This window comes from Bacteroides rodentium JCM 16496, assembly GCF_000614125.1.
GTDB classification, from domain to species: Bacteria; Bacteroidota; Bacteroidia; order Bacteroidales; family Bacteroidaceae; genus Bacteroides; species Bacteroides rodentium.
Genome location: NZ_BAKJ01000016.1, coordinates 42,514 through 68,505, shown reverse-complemented (window position 1 = coordinate 68,505; position 25,992 = coordinate 42,514). Strand labels below are relative to the sequence as shown.

16 protein-coding genes and 9 pseudogenes are annotated in these 25,992 nt (G+C 48.1%); 21 read left to right on the top strand and 4 right to left on the bottom strand.

The window, feature by feature from the left end; translation table 11 throughout:
• Positions 1 to 25: 25 nt before the first annotated feature.
• Together JCM16496_RS25270 and JCM16496_RS09380 are read left to right on the top strand one after the other, a co-directional pair.
• Positions 26 to 154: a hypothetical protein gene (locus JCM16496_RS25270; protein ID WP_262482767.1), complete on the top strand. Its 129-nt coding sequence runs from the start codon at positions 26 to 28 to the stop codon at positions 152 to 154.
• Positions 96 to 494: pseudogene (locus tag JCM16496_RS09380) on the top strand (Ppx/GppA phosphatase family protein); the annotation flags it as partial. The gene JCM16496_RS25270 and the pseudogene JCM16496_RS09380, both read left to right, overlap by 59 nt.
• Positions 495 to 792: 298 nt before the next feature.
• Here JCM16496_RS09380 and dpp5 read toward each other — a convergent pair.
• Entirely contained in the window at positions 793 to 2,982 is a 2,190-nt protein-coding gene (gene dpp5, locus JCM16496_RS09375; protein WP_209441610.1) for a dipeptidyl-peptidase Dpp5, read from the bottom strand.
• 228 nt (positions 2,983 to 3,210) lie between these two features.
• On the opposite strand from dpp5, the gene JCM16496_RS09370 reads away from it, so the two are divergent.
• Positions 3,211 to 3,426 (top strand): hypothetical protein, encoded by a 216-nt coding sequence (locus tag JCM16496_RS09370; protein ID WP_128809519.1) that lies wholly within the window; start codon positions 3,211 to 3,213, stop codon positions 3,424 to 3,426.
• Positions 3,427 to 4,084: 658 nt separating this feature from the next.
• Here the strand turns inward: JCM16496_RS09370 and JCM16496_RS09365 are convergent.
• The 3 genes and pseudogenes from JCM16496_RS09365 to pyrG form a co-directional block, all read right to left on the bottom strand.
• Positions 4,085 to 5,416 (bottom strand): MATE family efflux transporter, encoded by a 1,332-nt coding sequence (locus JCM16496_RS09365; protein ID WP_025833852.1) that lies wholly within the window; start codon positions 5,414 to 5,416, stop codon positions 4,085 to 4,087.
• A 97-nt stretch (positions 5,417 to 5,513) separates the two neighbouring features.
• Positions 5,514 to 7,366 (bottom strand): annotated as a pseudogene (yidC, locus tag JCM16496_RS09360) (membrane protein insertase YidC).
• Between the two features lie 31 nt (positions 7,367 to 7,397).
• On the bottom strand, positions 7,398 to 9,017 hold the full coding sequence (gene pyrG / locus JCM16496_RS09355; RefSeq protein WP_025833850.1) for a CTP synthase: 1,620 nt from the start codon (positions 9,015 to 9,017) through the stop codon (positions 7,398 to 7,400).
• Between the two features lie 269 nt (positions 9,018 to 9,286).
• On the opposite strand from pyrG, the pseudogene JCM16496_RS09350 reads away from it, so the two are divergent.
• The 18 genes and pseudogenes from JCM16496_RS09350 to JCM16496_RS09265 all read left to right on the top strand — a co-directional run bounded on the left by JCM16496_RS09350 (position 9,287) and on the right by JCM16496_RS09265 (position 25,941).
• Positions 9,287 to 10,723 (top strand): annotated as a pseudogene (locus tag JCM16496_RS09350) (DUF3078 domain-containing protein).
• 230 nt (positions 10,724 to 10,953) lie between these two features.
• A pseudogene (locus JCM16496_RS09345) lies at positions 10,954 to 11,372 on the top strand (SoxR reducing system RseC family protein).
• 37 nt (positions 11,373 to 11,409) lie between these two features.
• On the top strand, positions 11,410 to 12,312 hold the full coding sequence (locus tag JCM16496_RS09340) for a Fe-S cluster domain-containing protein (RefSeq protein ID WP_005829147.1): 903 nt from the start codon (positions 11,410 to 11,412) through the stop codon (positions 12,310 to 12,312).
• A gap of 60 nt (positions 12,313 to 12,372) precedes the next feature.
• On the top strand, positions 12,373 to 13,710 hold the full coding sequence (gene rsxC, locus JCM16496_RS09335) for an electron transport complex subunit RsxC (protein WP_005829145.1): 1,338 nt from the start codon (positions 12,373 to 12,375) through the stop codon (positions 13,708 to 13,710).
• Between the two features lie 6 nt (positions 13,711 to 13,716).
• Positions 13,717 to 14,709: an RnfABCDGE type electron transport complex subunit D gene (locus JCM16496_RS09330; protein WP_025833844.1), complete on the top strand. Its 993-nt coding sequence runs from the start codon at positions 13,717 to 13,719 to the stop codon at positions 14,707 to 14,709.
• Positions 14,706 to 15,371 carry an RnfABCDGE type electron transport complex subunit G gene (locus JCM16496_RS09325; RefSeq protein ID WP_025833842.1) on the top strand — a complete coding sequence of 222 codons (666 nt, stop codon included), beginning with the start codon at positions 14,706 to 14,708 and terminating at the stop codon, positions 15,369 to 15,371. Before JCM16496_RS09330 ends, JCM16496_RS09325 begins: the two co-directional genes overlap by 4 nt.
• A gap of 18 nt (positions 15,372 to 15,389) precedes the next feature.
• A complete protein-coding gene (gene rsxE / locus JCM16496_RS09320) occupies positions 15,390 to 15,974 on the top strand; it encodes an electron transport complex subunit RsxE (protein WP_025833839.1) in 585 nt (194 codons plus the stop codon).
• 93 nt (positions 15,975 to 16,067) lie between these two features.
• A pseudogene (rsxA, locus tag JCM16496_RS09315) lies at positions 16,068 to 16,645 on the top strand (electron transport complex subunit RsxA).
• Positions 16,646 to 16,776: 131 nt separating this feature from the next.
• Positions 16,777 to 17,811: a UDP-glucose 4-epimerase GalE gene (gene galE, locus JCM16496_RS09310; protein WP_025833837.1), complete on the top strand. Its 1,035-nt coding sequence runs from the start codon at positions 16,777 to 16,779 to the stop codon at positions 17,809 to 17,811.
• A 600-nt stretch (positions 17,812 to 18,411) separates the two neighbouring features.
• Positions 18,412 to 19,946 (top strand): annotated as a pseudogene (gene atpD / locus JCM16496_RS09305) (F0F1 ATP synthase subunit beta).
• Between the two features lie 19 nt (positions 19,947 to 19,965).
• Positions 19,966 to 20,213 (top strand): annotated as a pseudogene (locus tag JCM16496_RS09300) (F0F1 ATP synthase subunit delta/epsilon).
• A 41-nt stretch (positions 20,214 to 20,254) separates the two neighbouring features.
• Complete coding sequence (locus JCM16496_RS09295) at positions 20,255 to 20,674, top strand: hypothetical protein (RefSeq protein WP_025833836.1); 420 nt, start codon at positions 20,255 to 20,257, stop codon at positions 20,672 to 20,674.
• Positions 20,658 to 21,726 (top strand): annotated as a pseudogene (gene atpB / locus JCM16496_RS09290) (F0F1 ATP synthase subunit A). Before JCM16496_RS09295 ends, atpB begins: the two are co-directional and overlap by 17 nt.
• 56 nt (positions 21,727 to 21,782) lie before the next feature.
• A complete protein-coding gene (atpE, locus tag JCM16496_RS09285; protein ID WP_025833835.1) occupies positions 21,783 to 22,040 on the top strand; it encodes an ATP synthase F0 subunit C in 258 nt (85 codons plus the stop codon).
• A 95-nt stretch (positions 22,041 to 22,135) separates the two neighbouring features.
• Positions 22,136 to 22,642 carry a F0F1 ATP synthase subunit B gene (atpF, locus tag JCM16496_RS09280; protein ID WP_025833833.1) on the top strand — a complete coding sequence of 169 codons (507 nt, stop codon included), beginning with the start codon at positions 22,136 to 22,138 and terminating at the stop codon, positions 22,640 to 22,642.
• A gap of 11 nt (positions 22,643 to 22,653) precedes the next feature.
• Positions 22,654 to 23,214, top strand: coding sequence for a F0F1 ATP synthase subunit delta (locus JCM16496_RS09275; RefSeq protein ID WP_025833831.1), 561 nt, complete (start codon positions 22,654 to 22,656; stop codon positions 23,212 to 23,214).
• Between the two features lie 132 nt (positions 23,215 to 23,346).
• Positions 23,347 to 24,929, top strand: a pseudogene (gene atpA, locus JCM16496_RS09270) (F0F1 ATP synthase subunit alpha).
• A 121-nt stretch (positions 24,930 to 25,050) separates the two neighbouring features.
• Complete coding sequence (locus tag JCM16496_RS09265) at positions 25,051 to 25,941, top strand: F0F1 ATP synthase subunit gamma (RefSeq protein WP_016273714.1); 891 nt, start codon at positions 25,051 to 25,053, stop codon at positions 25,939 to 25,941.
• Positions 25,942 to 25,992: the final 51 nt, after the last annotated feature.

Genomic DNA, 25,992 nt, shown 5'->3' with positions numbered 1-25,992 from the left:
CCGGAGAACGTGAACTGTAATCGATGTGAAAGCGGTGAAACTACGCAGGCTGATGAAGGCTTTCTGCCAGTTGATGAAGATTTATGAAGTGACGGACTATCGGGATATTGAGCGATGCCGTGAAGGAAGAAAGCTGGATGCAGATGAAGAATGACTTGTCCCGTCTGACTGCCGATTTTCAGAACATCAATATCATCGGTTCGGGCGGCAATATCAACAAGCTCTACCGCCTTGCCGACAAGAAGGACAAGAAACGGCTGCGCTTACCTGTAGACTCCCTGCAAGCCCTGTACGATGAACTGAAGCCGTTCACTCCCGAACAGCGCATGGAGGAATTCGGTCTGAAAGAAGACCGTGCAGATGTCATTGTCCCGGCTGCCGAAATATTCCTTATGATTGCCGGCATTGTCAAAGCCGAATATGTACATGTACCGGTCATCGGCTTGGCAGACGGTATCATTGACAATCTGTATGCCCGGAGCCTGGAGGAGTGAGAAGAGACTTTGCCCCAAGCATACAGCTTGGATGTTATCGGTATTAAGAGAAACGCCCGTTCCCCTTGGTGGAAACGGGCGTGAATGTTAAGTGCTTTATAGTAGTAAAGTATCACTTTATCGGTAGTAAAGCAGTACTTTATCGGTAGTAAAGTAGTACTTTATCGGTAGTAAAGCGGCACTTTATCGACAGTAAAGTGATACTTTATTACCGATAAATAAAAATAAAGTAGGAACACACTGATTATCATCGTGATGCAAACGACGCATTGCAGTCTTGTGGCGTCATGCTACTGAACTACCTGGCTATTGGATAACCCTGCTCCTTTATAGTGACAGGCTTCAGCCATTTGTCCAGCCATTCAAAGAAGGTACGTTGCCACAGCACACCGTTCTGGGGTTTCAGCACCCAGTGGTTTTCGTCCGGATAGATAAGCAGTTCGGCAGGAACACCACGCATCACGGCTGCATCGAAGGCGGCCATTGCCTGGTTGGCAAGGATGCGGAAGTCCTTCTCCCCATGGATGCAGAGGATAGGAGTGTCCCATTTGTCGACGAAGAGATGCGGGGAGTTGGCAAAAGTGCGTTGTGCCGTGGCGTTGTTCTTTTCCCAATAAGCGCCGCCCATATCCCAGTTGGCAAACCATTTCTCTTCCGTTTCCAGATATTGCATTTCCATGTTGAAGATACCGTCGTGTGCGATGAATGCCTTGAAGCGTTTGTCATGGTGTCCGGCAAGCCAATATACGGAGAAGCCTCCGAAGCTGGCACCTACGCAACCCAGGCGGTCTTTGTCGACGAAAGGTTCTTTTGCCATCTCGTCAATGGCAGTGAAGTAGTCCTTCATGCACTGGCCGCCGTAATCACCGCTGATGGCTTCGTTCCACTCTACACCGAAGCCTGGGAGGCCGCGACGGTTGGGAGCTACGATGATGTAATCGTTTGCTGCCATAATCTGGAAATTCCAACGGTAGCTCCAGAATTGGCTGACGGGACTCTGAGGACCGCCTTCACAGAAGAGGAGGGTGGGGTACTTCTTGTTAGGATCGAACTGCGGAGGATAAATCACCCAAGTCAGCATCTGCTTGCCGTCGGTGGTCTTCATCCAGCGGGCTTCCACCTTGCCCATCTCCAGCTGGTCGTAAATCTGCTTGTTCTCTGTGGTCAGCTGCACTGTTTCTGCAAAAGCGTCACCGTTACGCGCATTGGCCACGGCATAGATTTCGTCGCCCATGCTCATGGAGTGGCGTTTGGCGATAATCTTGTCTCCGCAAAGGGCAAGTGAAGCATAGTCGTACATGCCGTCGGTGAGCTGGACAGGCTTGTCGTTTCCGGCAAGGCCGATGTTGTAAATCTGTGTCTCGCCATGCCATACACCGATGAAGTAGATGCTCTGGGAATCTTTGTTCCAGAGGAAAGCATCCACGTTCGAGGGGAAGTTTCCGGCATTGACGATGAAACGCTTCTCGCCCGTGGAGCGATCCATTACACACAGGCGGTTGAGGTCGGCTTCGTAGCCGTCACGTTCCATGCTTTGCCAGGCGATGTACTTACCGTCCGGCGAGTATTGGGGATTGGTGTCGTAGCCTGCCATTTCATCTTTCCCGTCAGCGTCTTTGGCGTTTTGTTTGCAAAGGTTGATGAATCCGCCCTTCTCCACGTCATATTCATAGATATCCGAGTCGGTGGAAACGGCGTATGCCAGTCCCGTCTTCATGCGGCAGGTGAAAGCCACCTTGTCCGATGCCGGGCTCCAGGCAAGTTGCTCAATGCCGCCAAAAGGCTTCATCGGGCTTTCGTAGGGTAATCCCTCCAGGATATCCTTTACGTTGCTGATGCCGTTTCCGTCGAAGTCGGCCACAAAGGGGTGAGGGGCTGTTGTCACCCATTCGTCCCAATGCTTGTACATCAGGTCGGTGACGATGATGCCGGTGGCCTTGGGCAGGTCGGGGTGCTTGTCGGCTGTGCTTTTCACCGTCTCGACTTGGGCGATGAAAAGCAACTTCTTGCCGTCCGGCGAGAAAGAAAATCCTTCGATGTCCCCGTCATACCGGGTCAGTTGCCTGCGTCCGCTACCATCGGGGTTCATTTCCCATACCTGGTTGCTTCCGCCCTCGTTGCAAAGGAAAGCTATCTTCTTGCCGTCCTTGAACCACGTGGGTTCTCCTTCGCGCCAGGCATCGCGGGTAATCTGTGTATTCCCGTTGCCGTCGGCATTCATCACGAACAGCTCGCTGTTGCTCTTGTTCTGGGGCACGCTGTAATAGGATACCGTGTAGGCAATCTGCTTCTCGTCGGGCGATACGGCCACACTTCCGATGCGTCCCATCGCCCAGAGTGCCTCGGGAGTCATGCGTTTCCCTTCAATCTTGATGTCCGACCGCTGGATGAGCGTTGCTGCGTCCTGTTGCTGTCCGGCATCTTTTGTCCCTCCGCAGGAGGCCAATGTCATAGCTGCTGACATAAGTAGTAGATTTACTTGTTTCATATATGCTTTTTGTTTCGGTTATTGGGGGCAAAGATAGTGCAAACCAAATACATAAAAAATGAACTCGTTTATTTTTTATGTTGAGGTTACGGCTCTTTCATTTGGAGGAGTTGTCATTCTGCTCCGCTCCGTTAGGAGTCAAAGCTGATACTCCCTTTAGCTGCTCTGACTCCTTTAAATGAAAAAGCCGTGGCATTGCAGTACTTTTTTAATATATTTTCCATATATTTGCAGAAAGATGACAAAAGCGTTTGCCATCGTATCCACAAACTGGCCTACGGCTCGCCCTGGGCATTCGACTATGAAACATTTGTCGCTTACGATGCCATCAACCGGAAAGCGGCAACCCGCTCGACAACTTGGAATCCTAAGGCCATCAAACGATTCAGGGAGAATCATTGTCCGCCGGTAGTCATGCGGAAGAATTGGCGTAACGCTAAATAATGCCAAACCAATAATGAGGATGCGTTGAAACTGATGAAAGACCGTCCCCCGGATAGGGATAAAACCGGAAGAAAGTATAGGCAGAATCCGCATATGTCCTGTGCTTTTTATCATGGAGGTTTATGCGTGGGACGAAGTCTTGTAATAAGGATTCGGGAATTATGCACCAAGCTTTTCTGTATTGCACGTAGGGCATGGAGGGAAAAAGTACCTGCATCCCGGGAGCGAAAGCTACACTTCCGGCACCATGGACAACAGAGTTTGTCCCCCTCAATGCCGTATTTGCACGCGGAAAGCGAAGAATAAGTCCGAAATCGGCGTTAATAGATGTTATTTCGGTACAATTGGAGACCGGGGAGGAAAGTGTGATTAAGTCCTTGTTATCAAACAGTTAAAGTCTTGCGGAAGAAAAAAAGCGTGTTGAGAACCATTTCTCAACACGCTGTCAGCACGCTTCTCGTCACTCGCTCAATGCCCATGAATAAAGGCTTTCAGAGGATTTGTGCTGAGTGCTGAGAAATATGATGAAAAACTCCGGTAGAACCAATATGAGCTATGCACCGGAGATTTCGGGTGACCTGATAGCTCCTTCTATGAATTATATAAATCAAAGAACCGCGTGTTGAGGTGCAACCTATCTCCGCTGTCAGTAAAGATTCTAAATCTTTCTTCCCTGCCAATTCCCATGTTTTATATAAAACCGGCTGAAAATAAGGATAAAGGTGGAATAGACAATCTCGGAAGTCCAGCAGAGGGCTACATCCAGTTGCAGGTAAAGGATAATGTAGGTGATATAAGCTACATATATAACCAAGGTACCCATCTCCAAGCCTAACGCAGTACGCGTGTTACCGGTTCCGGAGACCGCCTGGAAGTAGACATTGGCGGGTACCAGGAACAGATAAGTGGAGCACATCACCCATAAAGAATGGACGGATGCGTCCTGCAAGTCGGGGATATCTGTGTAAATGCTCAATATCAACTTGGGGAAAAAGGTAAAAAACAGTGCCAGTGGAAGTACAAACATATAAGCAATGCGTATGTGCTGGCGGATAGTACCGAGTACGCAATCGGCATGTCCTGCACCAATGAGATTACTTACCAATGAGCCACAGGTGGAAGCAAATGCCATCAATACCATAAATAAGATACCGGATACGTTGCGTATAATATTGGTGACAGCCAATGAACGCTCTCCCAGATGTTCCACATAAAGGAAGAACAAGAACCAGGTGGATAGGGAGAAGAAGTTCTGTATCATGGTCCAGAAAGAGACATTCAGCATCCGTTTTAATACGTCCAGCCGGAACTTCGGAATACGGTCCAGTCCATACTTGCGGCAGTCGATACGGCTACGGGTGTAGAGGATGAAGAATACCAGTGAGACCAGCTCGGCGAGTGAGGAGCCGATAGCTGCTCCGGCAATGCCGAGCGCCGGGAAACCGATTTTACCGAAAATCAGAATGTAGTTGAAAACGACATTGCTCAGCACCATGACGATGGAATTCAGCGTCAGTGTTTTGGTTTGGGTAGTTCCCAGGAAAAAGGCGCGGAATATAATGGCGCTGAAAGAAAAGAAAGCTCCGAATACCCGCCAGTGCAGATAACTGGTGGCTGCTTCGTAGATATGCTCGGATGCGACAACCCGTTTCAGAATGAGCGGCGAGAAGCAATAGGAGAGCAGGAACATGACAGCTGCCAGCCCTACCTGGAAGTAGATGCCCTGATAGAACAAGTCACCGATTTCTTTATACTGCCGTTCGCCGTTGCGCCGGGCAATGAGTATCTGTGCCCCGATGCTGAAACCGAAGGCAACCATGAAGATGACCATATAGAAGACACCGGCGATGGCAGATGCTCCCAGTTCGACTTCGCCCACACGTCCTAGGAAGGCGGTGTCCGTCATACCTATCATCTGCTCCATAATGAGACTGATTAAGATAGGGTAGGCTATGAGCCAGATTTGTTTGTAAGTGTATTTAGTCTGCATAATTTAGAGTCTGTGAGTTTTTCGTATAAGGATAAGAAAGCCGGGCAAATGTCATTGTCCGGCTTTCTGCAAAAGAATATCTTGAACGGTAGTCTTACTACTTTTTGTTCTGTTTTTCTTTCATCATCTGTTCCTGCTGTTTCTGCATGGCTTCCAGACGAGCGGCGAAACCGGTTTTCTTCATCTTCTTCGGGTCTTTCTTGTTGGCTTCCATTTGAGCGAGAAGCGCTTCCTCATTGGTCGTTTTACGCATGATGAGCGTTGTTACCACACTGATTAACGTAGAGATGAAGTAGTAATAGTTCAATCCCGAAGGATAGTCGTTCAATATGAAGAGGAACATGATGGGCATCAGGTATGACATCCACTTCATGGCAGCCATCTGCGGATTGGCACCCGTATCCTGCTGCTGCATCATGTACTTCGTGTTCAATATGTTAGTAACCGTCATCAGCAGGCAGAACAAGCTGAGATGGCTGCCCAGGAACGGGATATGGAACGGGAAATTGATGAACGCATCATAAGTGGAAAGGTCATCTGCCCACAAGAAGCTCTGCTGGCGGAGTTCGATGGCACTCGGCACGAACATGAATAACGCCATCAGGATAGGGAACTGTATCAGCATCGGCAGACATCCGCCCATCGGGCTGACTCCGTACTGGCTGTAGAGGCCCATCACTTCCTGCTGCTTCTTCATGGCATCTTCCTGCTTGGGGTACTTCTTGTTTATCTCGTCGATTTTCGGTTTCAGTACGCGCATCTTGGCAGAGGACATATAGGTCTTCCACGTAGCCGGGAATACCACTGCTTTTACAATCAGCGTCATGAACAACAATACGATACCCATGCTCAAGCCCCAACTGGACAACCAGTCGAAGATGTTGATGGTAAACCATTTGTTTATCCAGCGGATGAGCGGCCAGCCCAGATAGACCAGACGGTTAAGCTCCCACTTCTCGTCACGCCCCTTGTCGAGCGCGGTCAGAGTCTTGTAGTGGTTGGGGCCGAAGTAGAAGAACAACTGGGTAGGTTCCTTGCCGGTAGGGTCGAACTTCGTACTCATCTCTGCAGAGTAGTCCTTGATGTAGCCGCTGCCTTGAGTCTCCATCTTGGAGTTCAGCTTTGTCTTTTCAAAGTTGGCATCTGCCAGGAATACCGAAGAGAAGAACTGATTTTTGAAGGCAATCCAGTCCAGGCGTTCCGGAACTTCCTTTTCGTCGTTCTTGTTAGCGGACAAATAATCGGTACCCTCTCCGGTGATTTTGTAAGTCAGCTCGGACAGACGGTTTTCGTAGGTGTACCCCTTCTCTATCTGACGGGCACGTTGTGACCACTCGATGTCCACATAATTATTGGTGGCAGCCAGCTTGCCTTCCATATTGACTGCTGGATAGTAAAGTCTATCAGGTATGTGTCATCGTGCATGCTATAGGTAAAGTCGATATAGCTGTTGCTGTCTGCCGACAAACGCATGGTAACGGTACTGTCCGTACGGTTTACTGCGGTGAAATAATAGTCTTCCGTCTGGATAGTCTCTTTCTTGTTGTAAAAGAGGAAATTCATGGAAGCGTCATTGCCGCTGAACAGTGTGACGGGAGTCGTCTTGTCCTGTCCCATGTATTCCTTCAGCGTGGCCGAAGCTATGCGTCCGCCTTTTGTATCTACGGTTATTTCTGCCAGGTTGTTCTGGATGGTTACCTGCGAGTTGGTTCCTTGACGGGCGTCGAAGAAGAGGGCAGTGGAGTCAACGCTTGCTTCCGCTCCGCTTTCGTTGGCCAGGGCTGCTTCCGCCTTGGCTTTCAAGTCGGCTTCGCGCTGTTGCACCTGGGCTATGGAGTCGTAGTAACGTTGCTGTGCTTCCAACTGCTCCTGGCTGGGACGGCTCAGAAAGCTGAAACCTACTAACAATATCGCTATCAGAACAAGACCTGTGATGGTATTTTTATCCATTCTTTGTTGATTACAAATTACTAATTACAAATTATTTCTTTTCGTTTTCATTTTCGATGGCGGCCTTTACGAATGCTACGAACAGCGGGTGCGGATGCAATACCGTACTGCTGTATTCGGGATGGAACTGGGTACCGACAAACCATTTCAATGCGGGAATCTCAACAATTTCCACCAGGTCCGATTCGGGGTTTATACCCACACACTTCATACCTGCTGCTTCGTAGGCATCCTTGAAGCTGTTGTTGAATTCGTAGCGGTGACGATGACGTTCCTGGATATGCTCGGTACCGTATGCCTCGTATGCCTTGCTGCCTTTCTGCAGAACACATTCGTAGGCACCCAGACGCATGGTCCCACCCATATTGGTGATGGATTTCTGCTCTTCCATGATGTCGATGACATTGTGCGGCGTCTTTTCATCCATTTCGCGTGAGTTGGCATCGGCATAGCCCAATACGTTGCGGGCAAACTCGATGGCGATGCATTGCATACCCAGACAGATACCGAAGGTGGGGATGTCGTGTGTACGCGCATATTTGATGGCTACGAACTTGCCGGCAATGCCGCGTTCGCCGAATCCCGGGCCGATGAGTACGCCTGCCATGCCTTTCAGGGCTTCTGCCACATTCTCGTCCGTCAGCTTTTCACTGTTTACGAAGTCTACCGACACCTTGCGGTCATTGTAGGTTCCTGCTTGTGAAAGGGCCTCGCGGATGGACTTGTAGGCATCCTGCAAGTCATATTTGCCCACCAATGCGATGTGCAGCGGGGCAGTCTCTTCGGCTTTGTGACGGCGTTCGAGGAAAGCGCGCCACGGCCCCAGTCCCGGAGTGTCGCCGACGGGAAGTCCCATTTTCTTCAAAATGGTAACGTCCAGTCCCTGGGCCTGCATCAAGATGGGCACCTCGTAGATGGTAGGCGCGTCGATACTCTGCACCACGGCATTCTCGTCCACATTGCAGAATAGAGCCACCTTCTTGCGCAAGTTGGTGCTCAACTCGTGTTCCGTACGCAATACGAGGACATCGGGCTGGATACCGGCACTTTGCAGTTCCTTTACGGAGTGCTGGGTGGGCTTGGTCTTCAGCTCACCGGCAGCAGCCAGGTAGGGGACATAAGTAAGGTGTACGCACAAGGCGTCTTTTCCCAGTTCCCACTTCAGCTGACGGATGCTTTCCAGATAGGGCAGAGACTCTATGTCACCCACTGTACCGCCAATTTCGGTAATAACAAAGTCGAATTTGTATTTGTTTCCCAGCAGTTTTACATTACGCTTGATTTCGTCTGTAATATGGGGGATAACTTGGATGGTCTTTCCCAGATAGTCACCCCGGCGCTCTTTGTCGATGACGCTTTTGTAGATGCGTCCGGTCGTGATATTGTTGGCCTTGGTGGTCTGGATGCCCAGGAAGCGTTCGTAATGGCCCAAGTCGAGGTCGGCTTCGTGGCCATCCACGGTTACGTAGCATTCGCCGTGTTCATAAGGGTTCAGTGTACCCGGGTCGATGTTGATGTACGGGTCAAACTTCTGGATGGTTACCTTGTAACCTCTTGCTTGCAGCAATTTACCGATGGAGGATGAGATGATACCTTTACCTAACGAAGAGGCAACACCACCGGTGACGAAAATATACTTTGTTTCTCCCACAACTATATTATTTTATTAATTGTTTAATCTAATGCCAAGAGCCTATACGGCTGGTCGTTCAGGGTGCATACTGCTCCCGTCAGTACACGTAGAACTTAAAAAGCGCAAAATTATAAAAAAAAGAGGAAGTAGAGAAAGTTTAGGTGAAACAATTATTAAAAAATACGATTTCATCGAAGAAACTCACTCTCGCTTTTTTTTATAGCTTTTCTATGTTTTCTAAACATTTTAAGCTAAATTTGCGCTCGAAACATAGACTTTAGGGCATTATGAAGAATAGACACATTGCATTTTGGTTAATTGCTACGATGATTTCTTCGTCGGTGATGGCACAGAATACGCTGGATACCGCCTCGAAGAGTAGTGGAGAGAAAACAACGGCCAAAGCCGATACCCTGCCGGATATAATGAAAGAATATATGATTCTGAAATTGAAACCGGAAGGGATGGGTTACAAGCTGGATACTGTTTCCATATTATATGAAAGGTATCTTGGAGTGCTGGATTATTTGAATGACCCCACGACTCCGGAACGTTATATACCTTCCAATCCGAACTATTATAGGTTGTTTCTTCCCCTTACTTATTATTATGCCCCCATGAGACGCCTTTCCAAGGTGGACTGGCATTTCCAGATGCCCGATACGGTGCCTGCCCTGACGCGCGAGATGTTGCCGTTCGACACACTGAGTTTCACCTCGAAGGACCGTGCCAACAAATTGGTGGACCGTACGCTACTGAATACGTATGTGGATTGTCCCAATCTGGTTGTAATGACCGAGAAGGAGGTGATGAAAGAGGATATTCAAGGATAATATAGAAAAGGAGGTCTCTTCCAAGCCGTCAGTCGTGAAACTGTTTGCGCAAGAGAATATGGTGGGAGTGAAGGAGGAAGCCGACGTGATTATCCACAAGCCCAATTGGTGGGTGACGGGTGGAAACGGTTCGTTGCAGATTACCCAGAACTATATTTCCGACAACTGGTACAAGGGAGGTGAGAGCACTAACGCCGTGCTTGCCAACCTGCAACTGTTCGCCAACTATAATGACCGTGAAAAGATACAGTGGGAAAATCTGCTCGATGCCAAGCTGGGCTTCAGCTCCGCACCTTCCGACGAGTTTCATAACTATCTGGTAAGTACCGACCAACTCCGGCTGTACAGTAAACTGGGTATTCAGGCTGCATCCAAGTGGTATTATACCATCACGACTGAGTTTAAGACCCAGTTCTGCAATGCTATAAGGCCAACAGTGAAGAGCTGGTTTCGGCTTTCTTTGCTCCGGCGGATTGGTCGAGCAGTATCGGTATGGACTACAAGTTGAAGAAGCAGAAATTCAGCTTGTCCGTTTTCATGGCTCCGCTGACGTACATGCTGCGCTATGTAGGGAATAAGGGGGTGAATGAAGTGAGTTTCGGTCTTGATGAGGGTAAATGTGTGAAGCATAATTTCGGTTCGCAGATACAGCCTACTCTTTCATGGACCATCATTCCTTCCATCACGCTGGATTCCCGCCTGGACTTCCAGACCAGTTATGAGTGGACGCGTATCGAATGGGAAAACACGGTGAACTTTGTACTGAACCGCTATCTTTCCACCAAGCTCTATGTGCACGCCCGCTATGACGACAGTGCCAAGCCGACGGAAGGGGACAGCTATTTCCAGGTAAAAGAATTGCTCAGTTTCGGTATCAATTATAAATGGTAAATAAACAAATGGTCTGTTCGGAGTGAACAGATTATCTGTTTTGGTTAGTCAGACGGTCTGTTTTTCCTTGACAGACCGTCTGTTTTTTGTCTTTTTGTAGTCTGTGGCAGGTGAAAAAACATAAAAACATAGAAAAAGCACGTTTACGAACACAGAAAATGCATAGGAAAGGTTTGCAGTTCACAAATAATGCGTAAATTTGCCACGATTTGTAATGCACACTTTGCAAAATGGCGAATACTATAAAACATCAAGGTATTGTGGAAAACATAAACGGTTCTCATCTCCAAGTGAGAATCATCCAGACTTCAGCGTGCGCTTCGTGTAGTGTCAAGGGACATTGTACCTCTGCGGATACGAAAGAGAAACTTGTCGATGTGGCCGATGTCAATGCCGCATCCTACCAGCCGGCGACCGTGTATGGGTGACGGGCGAACTTTCAATGGGAGTGATGGCAGTTCTGTTTGCCTTTATATTTCCTTTCCTTATTCTGATAATCTCACTGTTTGTCTTTATGGCTATCTGGAATGACGAGCTGCGTTCTGCACTTTGTTCGCTGGCACTTCTTATACCTTATTATTATATATTGTGGCTGAACAAGTCGCGGATGGGTAAGAAGTTCTCATTCTCCGTACGACCGATGAACTAACTAATAATAAAACAAATAATTAATAAACAACTAATTTATGAATGTAATTCTGATTGCAGTGATTTCATTGGGAGTTATAGCGCTGGTATCGGCCGCTATTCTTTACGTGGCTTCCAAGAAATTCGCCGTGTATGAAGATCCGCGGATTGCCCAGGTAGCAGAGGTGCTTCCCCAGGCAAATTGCGGTGGATGTGGTTACCCCGGTTGTAGCGGATTTGCAGATGCTTGCGTAAAGGCAGGTTCGCTGGATGGTAAACTTTGTCCGGTGGGTGGACAGCCCGTCATGACAAAGATTGCCGAGATTCTGGGCTTGGATGCCGCTGCTGCCGAACCTATGGTTGCGGTGGTGAGATGTAATGGAACTTGTGCCAACCGTCCTCGTGTGAACCAATACGATGGCGCCAAGAGTTGTGCCATTGCGGCTTCTCTCTATGGTGGTGAAACGGGTTGTAGTTATGGCTGTCTGGGATGCGGCGACTGTGTGGCTGCCTGCCAGTTCGATGCTATCCACATGAATCCGGAGACCGGACTTCCCGAAGTGGATGAGGAAAAGTGTACAGCTTGTGGAGCTTGTGCCAAGGCTTGTCCGAAATCTATTATTGAAATCCGTCCTCAAGGCAAGAAATCACGTCGTATTTACGTACAGTGTGTAAACAAGGACAAGGGGGCCGTAGCACGTAAGGCTTGTACCGTGGCATGTATCGGTTGCGGCAAGTGTGTGAAGGTTTGTCCGTTCGAGGCTATCACGCTGGAAAACAATCTGGCTTACATTGACCCCAATAAGTGTAAATCCTGCCGCAAGTGCGAGGAGGCTTGTCCGCAAAACACAATCATTGCCCTCAACTTCCCGCCGCGCAAACCGAAAGCTGACGATGCAGCTCCCCAAGTAAAGGTTGCAGCTCCTAAAGCTGAGGTTGAGACTCCTAAAGCAGAGGTTTAGACTTCCCAAGTTGAGGTATGAATTAATAAAGTAAATAAACGACTAAAAATACAGAATTGTATGTTGAAGACATTTTCAATTGGTGGAGTCCATCCACACGAAAATAAACTTTCAGCACATCAGCCTATCATCAAGGCGGAGATTCCGGCCAAGGCAGCTATCTTGCTGGGACAGCACATCGGTGCTCCTGCCAAGCCTATCGTTGCCAAAGGTGATGTTGTGAAAGTGGGTACAAAGATTGCCGAGCCCGGCGGTTTTGTATCAGCAGCCATTCATTCGTCTGTCAGCGGGAAAGTCGCTAAGATTGACACGATTGTCGATGCCAGCGGTTACGCCAAACCTGCTATATTCATTGACGTAGAAGGGGATGAATGGGAAGAATCCATTGACCGTTCCGAAACGTTGGTGAAGGAATGCAGTCTGACCTCCGAGGAAATCGTGAAGAAAATCGCCGATGCCGGTATCGTAGGTCTGGGCGGTGCATGCTTTCCTACGCAGGTCAAGTTGTGCCCTCCTCCTGCATTCAAGGCAGAGTGTGTCATCATCAACGCCGTAGAGTGCGAGCCGTATCTGACTGCCGACCATCAGCTGATGCTGGAACATGCGGAAGAAATTATGGTAGGTGTATCCATTCTGATGAAGGCGGTGAAGGTGAACAAGGCATTCATCGGCATTGAGAACAATAAGCCCGATGCCATCCAGCTGATGACGAAAGTCGCTTCCAGCTATGCAGGTATCGAGGTGGTACCCTTGAAGGTACAATATCCGCAGGGTGGTGAAAAGCAGTTGATTGATGCAGTCATCAGTCGCCAGGTTGCAGCCGGTGCGCTGCCTATCTCCACGGGAGCTGTGGTGCAGAATGTGGGTACCGCATTTGCCGTTTACCAGGCCGTACAGAAGAACAAACCTCTGTTTGAGCGTGTCATTACCGTGACCGGCAAGTCGCTGGCAAAGCCGTCCAATTTCCTGGCACGTATCGGTACGCCGATGAAGCAGCTGATTGAAGCTTGCGGCGGCCTGCCCGAAGATACGGGTAAGATTATCGGCGGTGGCCCGATGATGGGTAAAGCTTTGGTGAATACGGATGTACCGACTGCTAAAGGCAGCTCCGGTATTCTGATTATGAACGAGAAGGAAGCCAAGCGCGGCGAGGTACAGCCTTGTATCCGTTGTGCCAAGTGCGTGGGAGCCTGCCCGATGGGGTTGGAGCCGTATCTGCTGGCTACCGTTTCGGCCCACGGAGATTTTGAAAGAGTAGAGAAAGAAGACATTATGTCGTGTATAGAATGCGGTTCATGCCAGTTCACTTGTCCTTCCAATCGTCCGATGCTGGATTATATCCGCTTGGGTAAGGGTAAGGTAGGAGCGATGATCCGTGCACGTCAAGCTAAAAAATAACGAAGTATGAATAAATTAATCGTATCCCTTTCGCCCCACGTTCACGGCGGTGACAGCGTGAAGAAGAATATGTACGGTGTGCTTATCGCATTGATTCCGGCATTCCTTGTTTCGCTTTACTTTTTCGGACTGGGTGCGCTGATTGTTACGGCCACTTCCGTAGCAGCCTGCTTGTTCTTTGAATGGGCCATCGGCAAATTCCTCATGAAAAAAGAGACCACAACCATCACCGACGGCTCTGCTATCATTACCGGTGTGTTGCTGGCCTTTAACCTGCCTTCCAACCTGCCCGTTTGGATAATCATCCTCGGCGCCTTGTTTGCCATCGGGGTAGGCAAGATGTCTTTCGGAGGTTTGGGCTGCAATCCCTTTAACCCTGCACTGGCAGGACGCGTGTTCCTGCTGCTTTCCTTCCCCGTACAGATGACGACATGGCCGGTTGTAGGCCAGTTGACGGCCTATACGGATGCCACGACAGCTGCTACACCGCTGGCTATTATGAAAGGTGTCATCAATGGTGCTCCGGGCATGTCATTGAGCGACCTTCCGGGAGCTTTCGACTTGCTGTTGGGTAACAATGGAGGTTGTCTCGGTGAGGTGAGTGCCTTGGCGCTGCTGCTTGGCTTGTTCTACATGCTGTGGAAGAAAATCATCACCTGGCACATTCCGGTATCTATTCTGGTGACGGTATTCGTGTTCTCCGGTATCATGTATCTGGTCAATCCGGAACTTTATGTATCTCCGGTCGTACAGTTGTTGTCCGGTGGTCTGATGCTGGGTGCTGTCTTTATGGCTACGGACTACGTGACTTCTCCGATGAGCCACAAAGGTATGCTGATTTATGGTGTTTGTATCGGCCTGCTGACTGTCATCATCCGTCTGTTTGGTGCATATCCGGAGGGTATGTCGTTTGCCATTCTGATTATGAATGCGTTCACTCCGCTCATCAACACCTATGTTAAACCTAAACGCTTTGGGGAGGTAGCGAAGAAGAAATGAAAAAGTTAGAATCATCCTTGAAGAATATGTTGCTGGTACTTACGGGTGTTACCGCAATTTCCGTAGCGCTGCTGGCTTATGTAAACGAATTGACGAAAGAACCCATTGCGCAGGCCAATGCAAAGACCTTGAGCGATGCTGTAAACTTGGTAGTTCCGGGCTTCGACAATGACCCCATTGCCGAGAAGAAGATGCAGGAAGTAAACGGAGTACAGTATTCCGTATATCCTGCCACCAAAGGTGGAGAGTATGTCGGAGCGGCTGTGGAAGCAGTTGCTATGGGCTTTGGTGGTGAACTGAAGGTGCTGGTGGGCTTTGATGCCGAAGGCAAAATCATCAACTACTCCTTGTTGTCGCATGTGGAGACTCCGGGACTGGGCTCCAAGGCTGCCGACTGGTTTAAGAAGGGAAACAAGGGGGACATTACGGGCATGAATCCGGGTGAAGCCCCTCTGGTAGTGAGCAAGGACGGTGGCAAGGTGGATGCCATTACTGCCTCTACCATTACTTCACGCGCTTTCTTGAGTGCGGTGAATGCTGCATACGCCGCTTATGCCGGTCAGAACACGGCAGACGGTACTACGGGTGCCACTCAAAAGAATGTTGAACAAGCTGCTGATGCTGCCGGCACTGCTGCCGCAGACAGTATCAGTGCCGAATAAAAGAAAGGAGTAGAAGATATGAATAATTTTAAGGTTATGATGAACGGGATTATCAAAGAGAATCCTACGTTTGTACTCCTGCTTGGTATGTGTCCTACATTGGGTACCACTTCCTCTGCCATCAACGGTATGGGCATGGGACTGGCTACGATGTTCGTACTGATATGTTCCAATGTGGTAATCTCTGCCATCAAGAATCTGATTCCCGATATGGTGCGTATCCCTTCATTCATTGTGGTTATCGCATCCTTTGTGACTCTGTTGCAGATGGTGATGCAGGCATATGTTCCCGCATTGTATGCCACGCTGGGTCTGTTTATTCCATTGATTGTTGTAAACTGCATCGTATTGGGACGTGCCGAGGCATTTGCAGCCAAGAACAATCCGGTGGCCTCCTTGTTTGACGGTTTGGGAATGGGCTTGGGCTTTACCATTGCACTGACATTGCTGGGTGCCGTGCGTGAGTTCTTGGGAACCGGCAAGATATTCAACTTGAGTATCCTTCCCGAAGAATACGGCATGTTGGTATTTGTCCTTGCTCCAGGTGCATTCATCGCATTGGGCTATCTCATTGCTTTAATCAACAGTATGAAGAAGAATTAATAATGAAAAATTAAAAATGAAAAAATTGAGAACGTATCGGCAGTAGGCTGCCGGGCTTTTAATTTTTAGTTTTTAATTCTTAATTTAATGATTATGGAATATATATTAATATTTATCTCGGCAATCTTTGTAAACAACATCGTATTGTCGCAATTCTTGGGAATCTGCCCGTTCTTGGGGGTTTCCAAGAAAGTGGAGACTGCATTGGGCATGTCGGCTGCGGTGGCATTTGTGCTCACTATTGCCACTATCGTGACATTCCTTATTCAGAAGTATGTGCTCGACGCTTTTGATTTGGGCTATTTGCAGACTATTACCTTCATCCTGGTGATTGCCGCATTGGTGCAGATGGTAGAGATCATCCTGAAGAAAGTTTCTCCTTCTCTGTATCAGCCTTGGGCGTATTCCTGCCGTTGATTACTACCAACTGCTGTATTCTCGGTGTGGCCATCCTTGTTATCCAAAAAGATTATGATTTGCTGACGGGAGTGGTTTATGCATTCTCTACAGCACTTGGTTTCGGCTTGGCGCTGACACTGTTTGCAGGTTTGCGTGAGCAAATGAGCCTCGTTAGTGTACCGAAAGGTATGCAGGGTACTCCGATAGCTTTGATTACTGCCGGACTGCTGGCAATGGCATTCATGGGCTTTTCGGGGGTTGTGAAGATTTAAAGAAGAAAAACCGGAAATAAAGTGAAAGGGGGATAAGCTAAAATTTATCCCCCTTTTTCTGTTTTTATTAATTTATTTCCTTACATTTGTGGCGTATTGATAACCTAAAAGCTAAATTGTCTATATTTAATATGAAAGAGAAAATCTTAGTTACGGGTGGAACCGGTTATATTGGTTCTCACACGGTGGTGGAACTTCAAAACGCAGGTTATGAAGTTGTTATTATTGATAATTTGTCAAACTCCAGCGCAGATGTTGTAGATAACATAGAGAAGGTATCAGGCATCCGTCCTGCATTCGAGAAATTGGATTGTTTGGATTATGCCGGTCTTGACGCTGTGTTTACCAAATATAAAGGCATTAAAGCCATCATTCACTTTGCGGCCAGTAAGGCTGTGGGCGAGTCTGTCCAGAAACCGTTGCTTTACTATCGTAACAACCTGGTTTCACTGATAAACCTGCTGGAATTGATGCCGAAGCATGGAGTGGAGGGTATCGTATTCTCTTCTTCCTGCACAGTTTACGGTCAGCCGGACGAACTTCCGGTAACGGAAAAGGCACCTATTAAGAAAGCTGAGTCTCCGTATGGAAACACGAAGCAAATCAATGAAGAGATTGTACGTGATACGGTTGCTTCCGGTGCTCCGATAAACGCCATTTTGTTGCGTTACTTCAATCCGATAGGTGCACACCCCACAGCATTGCTGGGAGAGTTGCCTAACGGTGTACCGCAGAACTTGATACCTTATCTTACCCAGACCGCTATCGGCATCCGTGAGAAACTGAGCGTGTTTGGTGACGATTATGATACTCCCGACGGTTCTTGTATCCGCGACTTCATCAATGTAGTCGATTTGGCCAAAGCACACGTAGTGGCTATCCGTCGTATCTTGGAGAACAAGCAGAAGGAGAAAGTGGAAGTATTCAATATCGGTACAGGTCGTGGACTTTCCGTATTGGAACTGATTAATGCTTTCGAAAAGGCTACCGGTGTAAAACTGAACTATCAGATAGTAGGTCGGCGTGCCGGTGATATTGAGAAAGTATGGGCAAACCCGGAATTGGCAAACAATGAATTGGGTTGGAAGGCAGAAACAAGTATTGAAGATACTTTACTTTCTGCATGGAAATGGCAGTTGAAGCTTCGTGAAAGAGGTATTCAATGACAAACTTTGAATTTGTGTTTTTTAACAAATAGGCAATAAACAAATGCCTCCCCGCATTTGTTTATAATGTGCAAATCAGCCTGAAGCTGTTTATGTATATGTGAATATCCGTAACTAGTACGTATGCCTCCCCGGCATAGACAGGTAAGATTGCATAGTAGTTTTGTCGTGTTTTATTTTGTGTTTGTGTTGTGAATAAGCCTTGTCGAGAGACAAGGCTTATTTTTTATATACAGAATCTCTGTAGCCAATTCAGTGGTTTTTCATAAGATGGGTGGACAATTCCTTTTCTTGCTAATTGTTAACTGACGTTATCATGTCTGTAACAATTTGTTCCAATTGTAGTATTAATCGTTCAAAATAGTCTTTTTTGTTCAAAAAAATGCTATACACGGTAACAACTACATGCAAATTGTTTATACATTTGCATCGTTGTTTATGTAACTATTGGGATGAACAAACCGTTGCTGACAAACGTTAATAGGTACAAGTACTTATATAGCTGATGAAAGACGCGACTTGGCTGATTTGTTTTAGAGGATACACGCGACTTACAACTTAGTATTGGGAAAAATAATTATAGAATAAAAAAGATTGCTTATGTCACAGATTGTTGGACATATCTCACAGGTAATCGGGCCTGTAGTAGACGTCTATTTCGAAGGAACGGAGGCAGAAATGATGTTGCCGAGTATTCACGACGCACTGGAAATAAAAAGGTCGAACGGCAAAAGGCTGATTGTAGAGGTACAGCAGCACATTGGTGAAAACACGGTGCGTACTGTTGCTATGGATAGTACGGACGGCCTGCAGAGAGGAATGAAAGTGCATCCGCTGGGAGGCCCCATCACCATGCCGATAGGTACACAAATCAAAGGCCGCCTGATGAACGTAGTGGGCGACTCTATCGACGGCATGAAGGAATTGGACCGTACCGGTGCTTATCCCATCCATCGCGAACCCCCTAAGTTTGAAGATTTGACTACCGTACAAGAGGTACTTTATACAGGCATCAAGGTCATCGACTTGCTGGAACCCTATAGCAAGGGTGGTAAAATCGGTCTGTTTGGTGGTGCCGGTGTAGGCAAGACGGTGCTTATCCAGGAGCTCATTAATAATATTGCGAAGAAGCAGCATGGTTTCTCTGTGTTTGCCGGTGTAGGAGAACGTACACGTGAAGGCAACGACCTGCTGAGAGAAATGATTGAATCCGGCGTTATCCGTTACGGGGAAGAATTCAAGAAAGGTATGGAGGAAGGCCATTGGGATTTGTCCAAAGTAGATTATGACGAAGTGGCCAAATCACAAGTGTCTCTGATATTCGGTCAGATGAACGAACCTCCCGGTGCACGTCAGTCCGTGGCATTGTCAGGGTTGACGGTGGCCGAGTCCTTCCGTGACATGGGAGCGGAGACGGACGGTCCGCGTGACATTCTGTTCTTCATTGATAATATCTTCCGTTTCACCCAAGCCGGTTCCGAGGTTTCGGCCTTGTTGGGCCGTATGCCTTCTGCTGTGGGCTATCAGCCGACATTGGCAACGGAAATGGGTGCCATGCAGGAGCGTATCACCTCTACAAGAAACGGCTCCATCACTTCCGTGCAGGCTGTATATGTGCCTGCCGATGACTTGACGGACCCGGCGCCTGCCACAACGTTTACCCACCTCGATGCTACCACGGTGTTGAGCCGTAAGATTACCGAACTTGGTATTTATCCTGCTGTGGACCCGTTGGAATCCACTTCACGCATTCTTGACCCACACATCGTGGGGGCGGAACACTACGAAGTGGCACAACGTGTAAAACAAATATTGCAGCGCAATAAGGAATTGCAAGACATTATCTCCATCCTTGGTATGGAGGAACTCTCTGATGCAGACCGTACGTTGGTGAACCGTGCACGTCGTGTGCAGCGTTTCCTTTCACAGCCGTTTGCCGTTGCCGAGCAGTTTACGGGTGTCCCAGGTACAATGGTTTCCATTGAGGATACTATCAAAGGCTTCAAGATGATTCTTGACGGAGAGGTGGACTACCTGCCGAACCAGCTTTTTTGAATGTGGGAACCATTGAAGAAGCCATTGAGAAGGGTAAGAAACTACTGGAGCAGGCAGGGGGAAAAACAATTAAAAATTAAAAGTCTGGGAGCTTTGATGATGAAAAGGTTGCATTTGAATATTGTTTCACCGGAGAAGGAGCTCTTCAACGGGGAAGTGGAAAGTGTTACATTGCCGGGCACTATGGCTCTTTTTCTATCCTGCCACAGCATGCGCCGATTGTATCATCGTTGGGAACGGGGAAATTGGTCTACGCAGCGGACGGTGAGGAACATGAGCTGGATATTCAAAGCGGATTCGTGGAGATGAGTAACGGAAGGGTTGCCGTCTGTATAGAACAGCAATAGGCAATTAAAAAATTGAAAATTAAAGGTTAAAGGTTGTTGGCGTGACTATTACTAAGAGAAACTACTTGTTGCATACGGCGCTCTTGACGGTGTTGATAGGAATTGCAGGCGGTTGGGCGTATTTTTCGATAAATCCGCATCACTATTTCGGCGGTTATCCGCTGATTCCGCTTTTCTTCTTTGTTTTCGGAGTATTCATGATTAATATGACCGAAAGCTGCCGTCACCGGATGCCGGGACGAATGTTGCAGATTTATCTGCTGATGCGTGTGATGAGAATGCTGGTCTCCATGATTGTGATGCTGGTTTATTGCGTTGCAGTACGTGAGGAAGCCAGGGCGTTTCTGTTGACGTTTATAGCCAACTATCTGATATATTTGATTTATGATTCCTGGTTTTTCTTCACTTTTGAGGTGAACCGGAAACTGAAAAAGAAAAGTAACAATGAAAAGATTGTGTAACATACTGACTGTAGTTCTGCTGGCACTGGGCATGTTGCTGCCCGCCACGGTGCGGGCCGAGAATACGGTGGACGTGAAGGAGATTGTCTTCGGGCATATCGGCGATTCTTACGAATGGCACATCACGACGTGGGGCGAAACTCACGTTACGATTCCCTTGCCGGTAATAGTGCATAGCTCTACCACCGGATGGCATGCCTTTCTATCCTCACGTCTGGAGGAGAACGGTGGAAGCTATGAAGGCTTTTCCATTGCTCCCGCAGGGAGCAAGTACGAAGGCAAGCTGGTGGAGCATGATGCCACCGGAAACGAAATACGCCCGTTGGACATCTCCATCACGAAGGTGACACTGGCTTTGCTCATCAACAGCGCATTGCTGCTTGTCATCATTTTGAGTGTGGCGCACTGGTATCGCAAGCACCCGCAGGGAAGTGCCGCTCCCGGTGGTTTCATCGGGTTTATGGAGATGTTTATCATGATGGTGAACGATGATATTATAAAGAGCTGTGTCGGTCCGAAGTACCGTAAATTCGCACCTTACTTGCTGACGGCCTTCTTCTTTATTTTCATCAACAACATTATGGGCTGATTCCTTTCTTTCCCGGAGGGGCCAACGTGACGGGAAATATAGCCATTACGATGATACTGGCCATCTGTACTTTCTTGGCCGTGAATATCTTTGGAACCAAGACTTATTGGAAAGATATCTTCTGGCCGGATGTGCCTGGTGGCTGAAGGTGCCGGTCCCTATGATGCCGTTCATCGAGTTCTTCGGCATTTTTACCAAACCGTTTGCTTTGATGATACGTCTTTTTGCCAATATGCTGGCAGGGCACATGGCTATGTTGGTGCTTACTTGTCTGATATTCATCTCGGTCGGTATGGGAGCTGCTTTGAACGGAGCGCTTACTGTGGCATCGGTGTTATTCAATATCTTTATGAATGCGCTTGAGTTGTTGGTTGCCTTTATCCAGGCATATGTGTTCACCATGCTATCGGCTGTGTTCATCGGCTTGGCGCAGGAAGAGCATAAGGAGAAGGCGGTGAAGTGATACGATTATTGGGAATATAAATATTAATAAAAATAACCATTTAAAAACTAAAAGTTATGTTACTATCTGTATTATTGCAAGCTGCTGCGGCAGGTGTTGGAGTTAGTAAGTTGGGTGCTGCATTAGGTGCAGGTATTGCTGTCATCGGTGCAGGCTTGGGTATCGGTAAAATTGGTAGTTCTGCCATGGAAGCCATTGCCCGCCAGCCGGAAGCATCTGGAGATATCCGTATGAACATGATTATTGCTGCTGCCTTGATTGAAGGTGTTGCTTTGTTGGCAGTAGTTGTGTGTTTGTTGGTATTCTTTTTATAATGTACAATCTACCATTTACAAAGTACAATTTGTCCGTGCAGCATCACTTCGCAGCCAAATTGTAAATCGTAAATTGTCAAATAGTAAATAAAATTATGTCATTGTTATTACCCGATAGTGGTCTGCTGTTCTGGATGCTCCTTTCATTCGGTGTGGTGTTTGTGGTGCTTGCCAAGTACGGTTTTCCCGTTATCACCAAGATGGTGGAAGGTCGCAAGACCTACATCGACCAGTCTTTGGAAGTGGCACGCGAAGCAAATGCCCAGCTCTCCAAACTGAAAGAGGAGAGTGAAGCGTTGATTGCTGCTGCCAACAAAGAACAAGGACGCATTCTGCGGGAGGCGATGCATGAGCGTGACAAGATTATCGTCGAAGCACGCAAGCAGGCGGAAGTCGCCGCGCAGAAGGAGCTGGACGAAGTTAAAAAGCAGATACAGCAAGAGAAGGAAGAGGCCATCCGCGATATTCGCCGCCAGGTGGCAGTCTTGTCCGTAGATATAGCCGAGAAAATTATCCGCAAGAATCTGGACGAGAAACATGAGCAGATGGAGATGATAGACCGGATGCTGGATGAAGTGCTGGCCGCAAGTAAAAACAATTAATTCTCAAAGAAATGGATATAGGAATCGTTTCGATGCGTTATGCGAAAGCATTGATGGAATATGCCAAGAGCATGGGGGCAGAAGATACTCTGTACAAGGAGTTTTGTATGCTCGACCGTAGCTTCAGGAAACATCCGGATTTGCGCATGGCATTGGAAAACCCCATCCTGACGATACGTGAGAAGTTCGCACTTATCTGTACCGCTGCTGTGGGGGATGCTCCTGCGGGCCGTGAGTTTGCGCGTTTCATGGCCCTGGTGTTGAAGAACCGGCGGGAAAGCTTTCTCCAGTACATCTGCTTGAGCTTTCTGGATTTGTACCGGAAAGACAAGCATATCGGTGTAGGAAAGCTGATAACAGCCGTTCCCGTCAGCCAGGAAGTGCGGGAGCGTATCCATGACAGTGCTTCCTCCTTGCTGCATGCCAGCATGGAGCTACAGACTGAAGTGGATCCCTCCATTGAAGGTGGTTTTATCTTCGACATCAACGACTTCCGTCTGGATGCCAGTATTGCTACGCAGCTTAAGAAAGTGAAACAGCAGTTCATTGATAAGAATAGAAGAATCGTGTGATTTACGATTTGACAATTTACAATTTACTATTTAATAGTTTTGTGATGGGTAAGTTGTAGAGGTCAAACAGTACATGATTCGTGTTCTTTCAAATAGTAAATAGTAAATTGTAAAATAGTAAATACTAAGATGTTGTCTGAAAATATAAAAGTAAGCGAAGTCTCCGATATTCTCCGCAAGCAACTGGAAGGGATTGACACCCGCGTACAGTTGGACGAGATTGGCACGGTACTGCAAGTCAGTGACGGTGTAGCCCGTATCTATGGGCTGCGCAATGCCGAAGCCAACGAGTTGCTGGAGTTCGACAACGGCATCAAGGCCATTGTGATGAACCTCGAAGAGGATAATGTGGGTGCTGTGTTGCTTGGTCCTACGGATAAAATCAAGGAAGGCTTCATTGTGAAGCGTACAAAGCGTATTGCTTCCATCATGGTGGGAGAGGGCATGCTTGGCCGTGTAATAGACCCTCTGGGTGCGCCGCTCGACGGAAAAGGACTGATAGGCGGAGAGCTTTATGAAATGCCGCTGGAACGCAAGGCGCCGGGAGTCATCTTCCGTCAGCCGGTGAATCAGCCGCTACAGACCGGTCTGAAGGCTGTGGATGCCATGATACCTATTGGCCGCGGGCAACGTGAGCTGATTATCGGTGACCGCCAGACCGGCAAGACGGCCATTGCCATTGATACCATCATCAACCAGCGTGCCAATTTTGAAGCCGGTGACCCGGTGTATTGCATTTATGTAGCCATTGGTCAGAAAGGTTCTACCGTTGCCTCTATCGTGAATACCCTGCACCAGTACGGTGCGATGGACTATACCATCGTGGTGGCTGCTACGGCGGGCGACCCGGCTGCATTGCAGTATTACGCTCCCTTTGCAGGGGCTGCCATCGGAGAGTATTTCCGTGATACCGGCCGTCATGCGCTGGTGGTCTATGACGACTTGTCCAAGCAGGCGGTGGCCTATCGTGAAGTGTCTCTGATTCTGCGCCGTCCATCAGGACGTGAGGCCTATCCGGGTGATATCTTCTATCTGCACTCCCGTTTGTTGGAACGTGCGGCGAAGATTATCAGCCAGGAGGAAGTGGCACGCGAGATGAACGACCTGCCGGACAGTCTGAAAGGCAAGGTGAAAGGTGGCGGTTCGCTGACTGCATTGCCCATTATCGAAACTCAGGCAGGAGACGTGTCCGCTATATCCCAACGAATGTGATTTCAATCACTGACGGGCAGATATTCCTTGATACGAACCTCTTCAACCAGGGTAACCGTCCGGCCATTGACGTGGGTATCTCTGTGAGCCGTGTGGGTGGTAATGCCCAAGTCAAGGCTATGAAGAAGGTGGCAGGTACATTAAAGATTGACCAGGCACAGTACCGGGAGCTGGAAGCGTTTACCAAGTTCAGTGGCGATATGGACCCCGTGACGGCATTGACCATCGACAAGGGACAGAAGAATACACGCCTGCTGGTACAGCCCCAATACAGCCCGATGCCGGTAGAAAAGCAGATTGCCATTCTTTATTGCGGCACGCACGGCTTGTTGAGGAATGTTCCTTTGGACAAGGTCAGCGAGTTTGAACGCAACTTCCTTGAGTCTCTTGAGATGAACTATCGCATGGAGGTGCTTGATGTTTTAAAGACGGGTGCCATCAATGACGATGTCTGCAAGAAGATTGAGGAGACGGCAGAGGCGGTTGCAAGGCAATTCATGTAATTTACGATTGGACGATTTACGATTTACGATTGGGGCTACTCTATATGGTAAGTGGTAAATCGGCTGCAAGCAAAAGTAACTTCAATCGTAAATCGTAAATAATTAAATCGTAAATAGATATATGTCTTCACTGAAAGAGGTAAAAAATAGAATAAGCTCCGTCAAGAGTACACGCCAGATAACATCGGCTATGAAGATGGTGGCATCTGCCAAACTGCATAAGGCGCAGGGGCGGATTGAGAATATGCTGCCTTATCAACGGAAGCTGAATGAGATTCTGACGAACTTTCTGCGTACGGATGCTTCCTTCGAGTCGCCCTATACCGAGACAAGGCCCGTGACGAGGGTAGCGGTCGTGGCGTTTTCGTCCAATAGTTCCTTGTGCGGTGCATTCAACTCGAATGTGGCGAAGATGCTGGAACGGACTTTGGAAAGTTACCAGTCGCTGGGCAAGGAGAATATTCTGATATATCCCGTTGGGAGAAAGGTGGAGGAAGCCGTCAAGAAAATGGGATATGTGCCGCAAGGCAGCTATCAGTTGATGGCAGACAAGCCTTCGTACGTTGAAGCGTATGAGCTGGCGGAGAAGCTGATGCATGAGTTTGTGGAAAAGCAGATTGACCATGTGGAGCTGATTTACCATCACTTCAAATCGATGGGTTCGCAGGTGCTGCTCCGCGAGAATTATCTGCCCATTGACCTGACGCAAGTAGCGCAGGAGGCGGCAGAAGATGTACCGGAGGATGCCCGCAGTTTTAATAATGATTACATTGTGGAACCTTCCGTCGGCGAACTGATAGCGGAACTTCTGCCAAAAGTGTTGAGTCAGAAGATATTTACCGTGCTTCTCGATTCCAATACTTCGGAACATGCTGCCCGTATGCTAGCCATGCAGACGGCGACAGATAATGCCAACGAGTTGATTCAAGATTTGACGAAACAGTATAACAAGAGCCGTCAGCAGGCCATTACGAATGAGCTGCTCGATATTATCGGCGGTAGCTTGAAATAGCCCGGATTGCCCCGTAAAGGGCTTTCTCAGGATGGGTACAAATAAATGGAA

What these genes read in the sequence shown, in the direction of transcription:
- dpp5 (WP_209441610.1), bottom strand. Translation starts at nt 2,982, where the DNA reads ATGAAACAAGTAAATCTACTACTTATGTCAGCAGCTATGACATTGGCC.
- JCM16496_RS09365 (WP_025833852.1), bottom strand. Translation starts at nt 5,416, where the DNA reads ATGCAGACTAAATACACTTACAAACAAATCTGGCTCATAGCCTACCCT.
- JCM16496_RS09340 (WP_005829147.1), top strand. Translation starts at nt 11,410, where the DNA reads ATGAATGTAATTCTGATTGCAGTGATTTCATTGGGAGTTATAGCGCTG.
- rsxC (WP_005829145.1), top strand. Translation starts at nt 12,373, where the DNA reads ATGTTGAAGACATTTTCAATTGGTGGAGTCCATCCACACGAAAATAAA.
- JCM16496_RS09330 (WP_025833844.1), top strand. Translation starts at nt 13,717, where the DNA reads ATGAATAAATTAATCGTATCCCTTTCGCCCCACGTTCACGGCGGTGAC.
- JCM16496_RS09325 (WP_025833842.1), top strand. Translation starts at nt 14,706, where the DNA reads ATGAAAAAGTTAGAATCATCCTTGAAGAATATGTTGCTGGTACTTACG.
- rsxE (WP_025833839.1), top strand. Translation starts at nt 15,390, where the DNA reads ATGAATAATTTTAAGGTTATGATGAACGGGATTATCAAAGAGAATCCT.
- galE (WP_025833837.1), top strand. Translation starts at nt 16,777, where the DNA reads ATGAAAGAGAAAATCTTAGTTACGGGTGGAACCGGTTATATTGGTTCT.
- atpE (WP_025833835.1), top strand. Translation starts at nt 21,783, where the DNA reads ATGTTACTATCTGTATTATTGCAAGCTGCTGCGGCAGGTGTTGGAGTT.
- atpF (WP_025833833.1), top strand. Translation starts at nt 22,136, where the DNA reads ATGTCATTGTTATTACCCGATAGTGGTCTGCTGTTCTGGATGCTCCTT.
- JCM16496_RS09275 (WP_025833831.1), top strand. Translation starts at nt 22,654, where the DNA reads ATGGATATAGGAATCGTTTCGATGCGTTATGCGAAAGCATTGATGGAA.
- JCM16496_RS09265 (WP_016273714.1), top strand. Translation starts at nt 25,051, where the DNA reads ATGTCTTCACTGAAAGAGGTAAAAAATAGAATAAGCTCCGTCAAGAGT.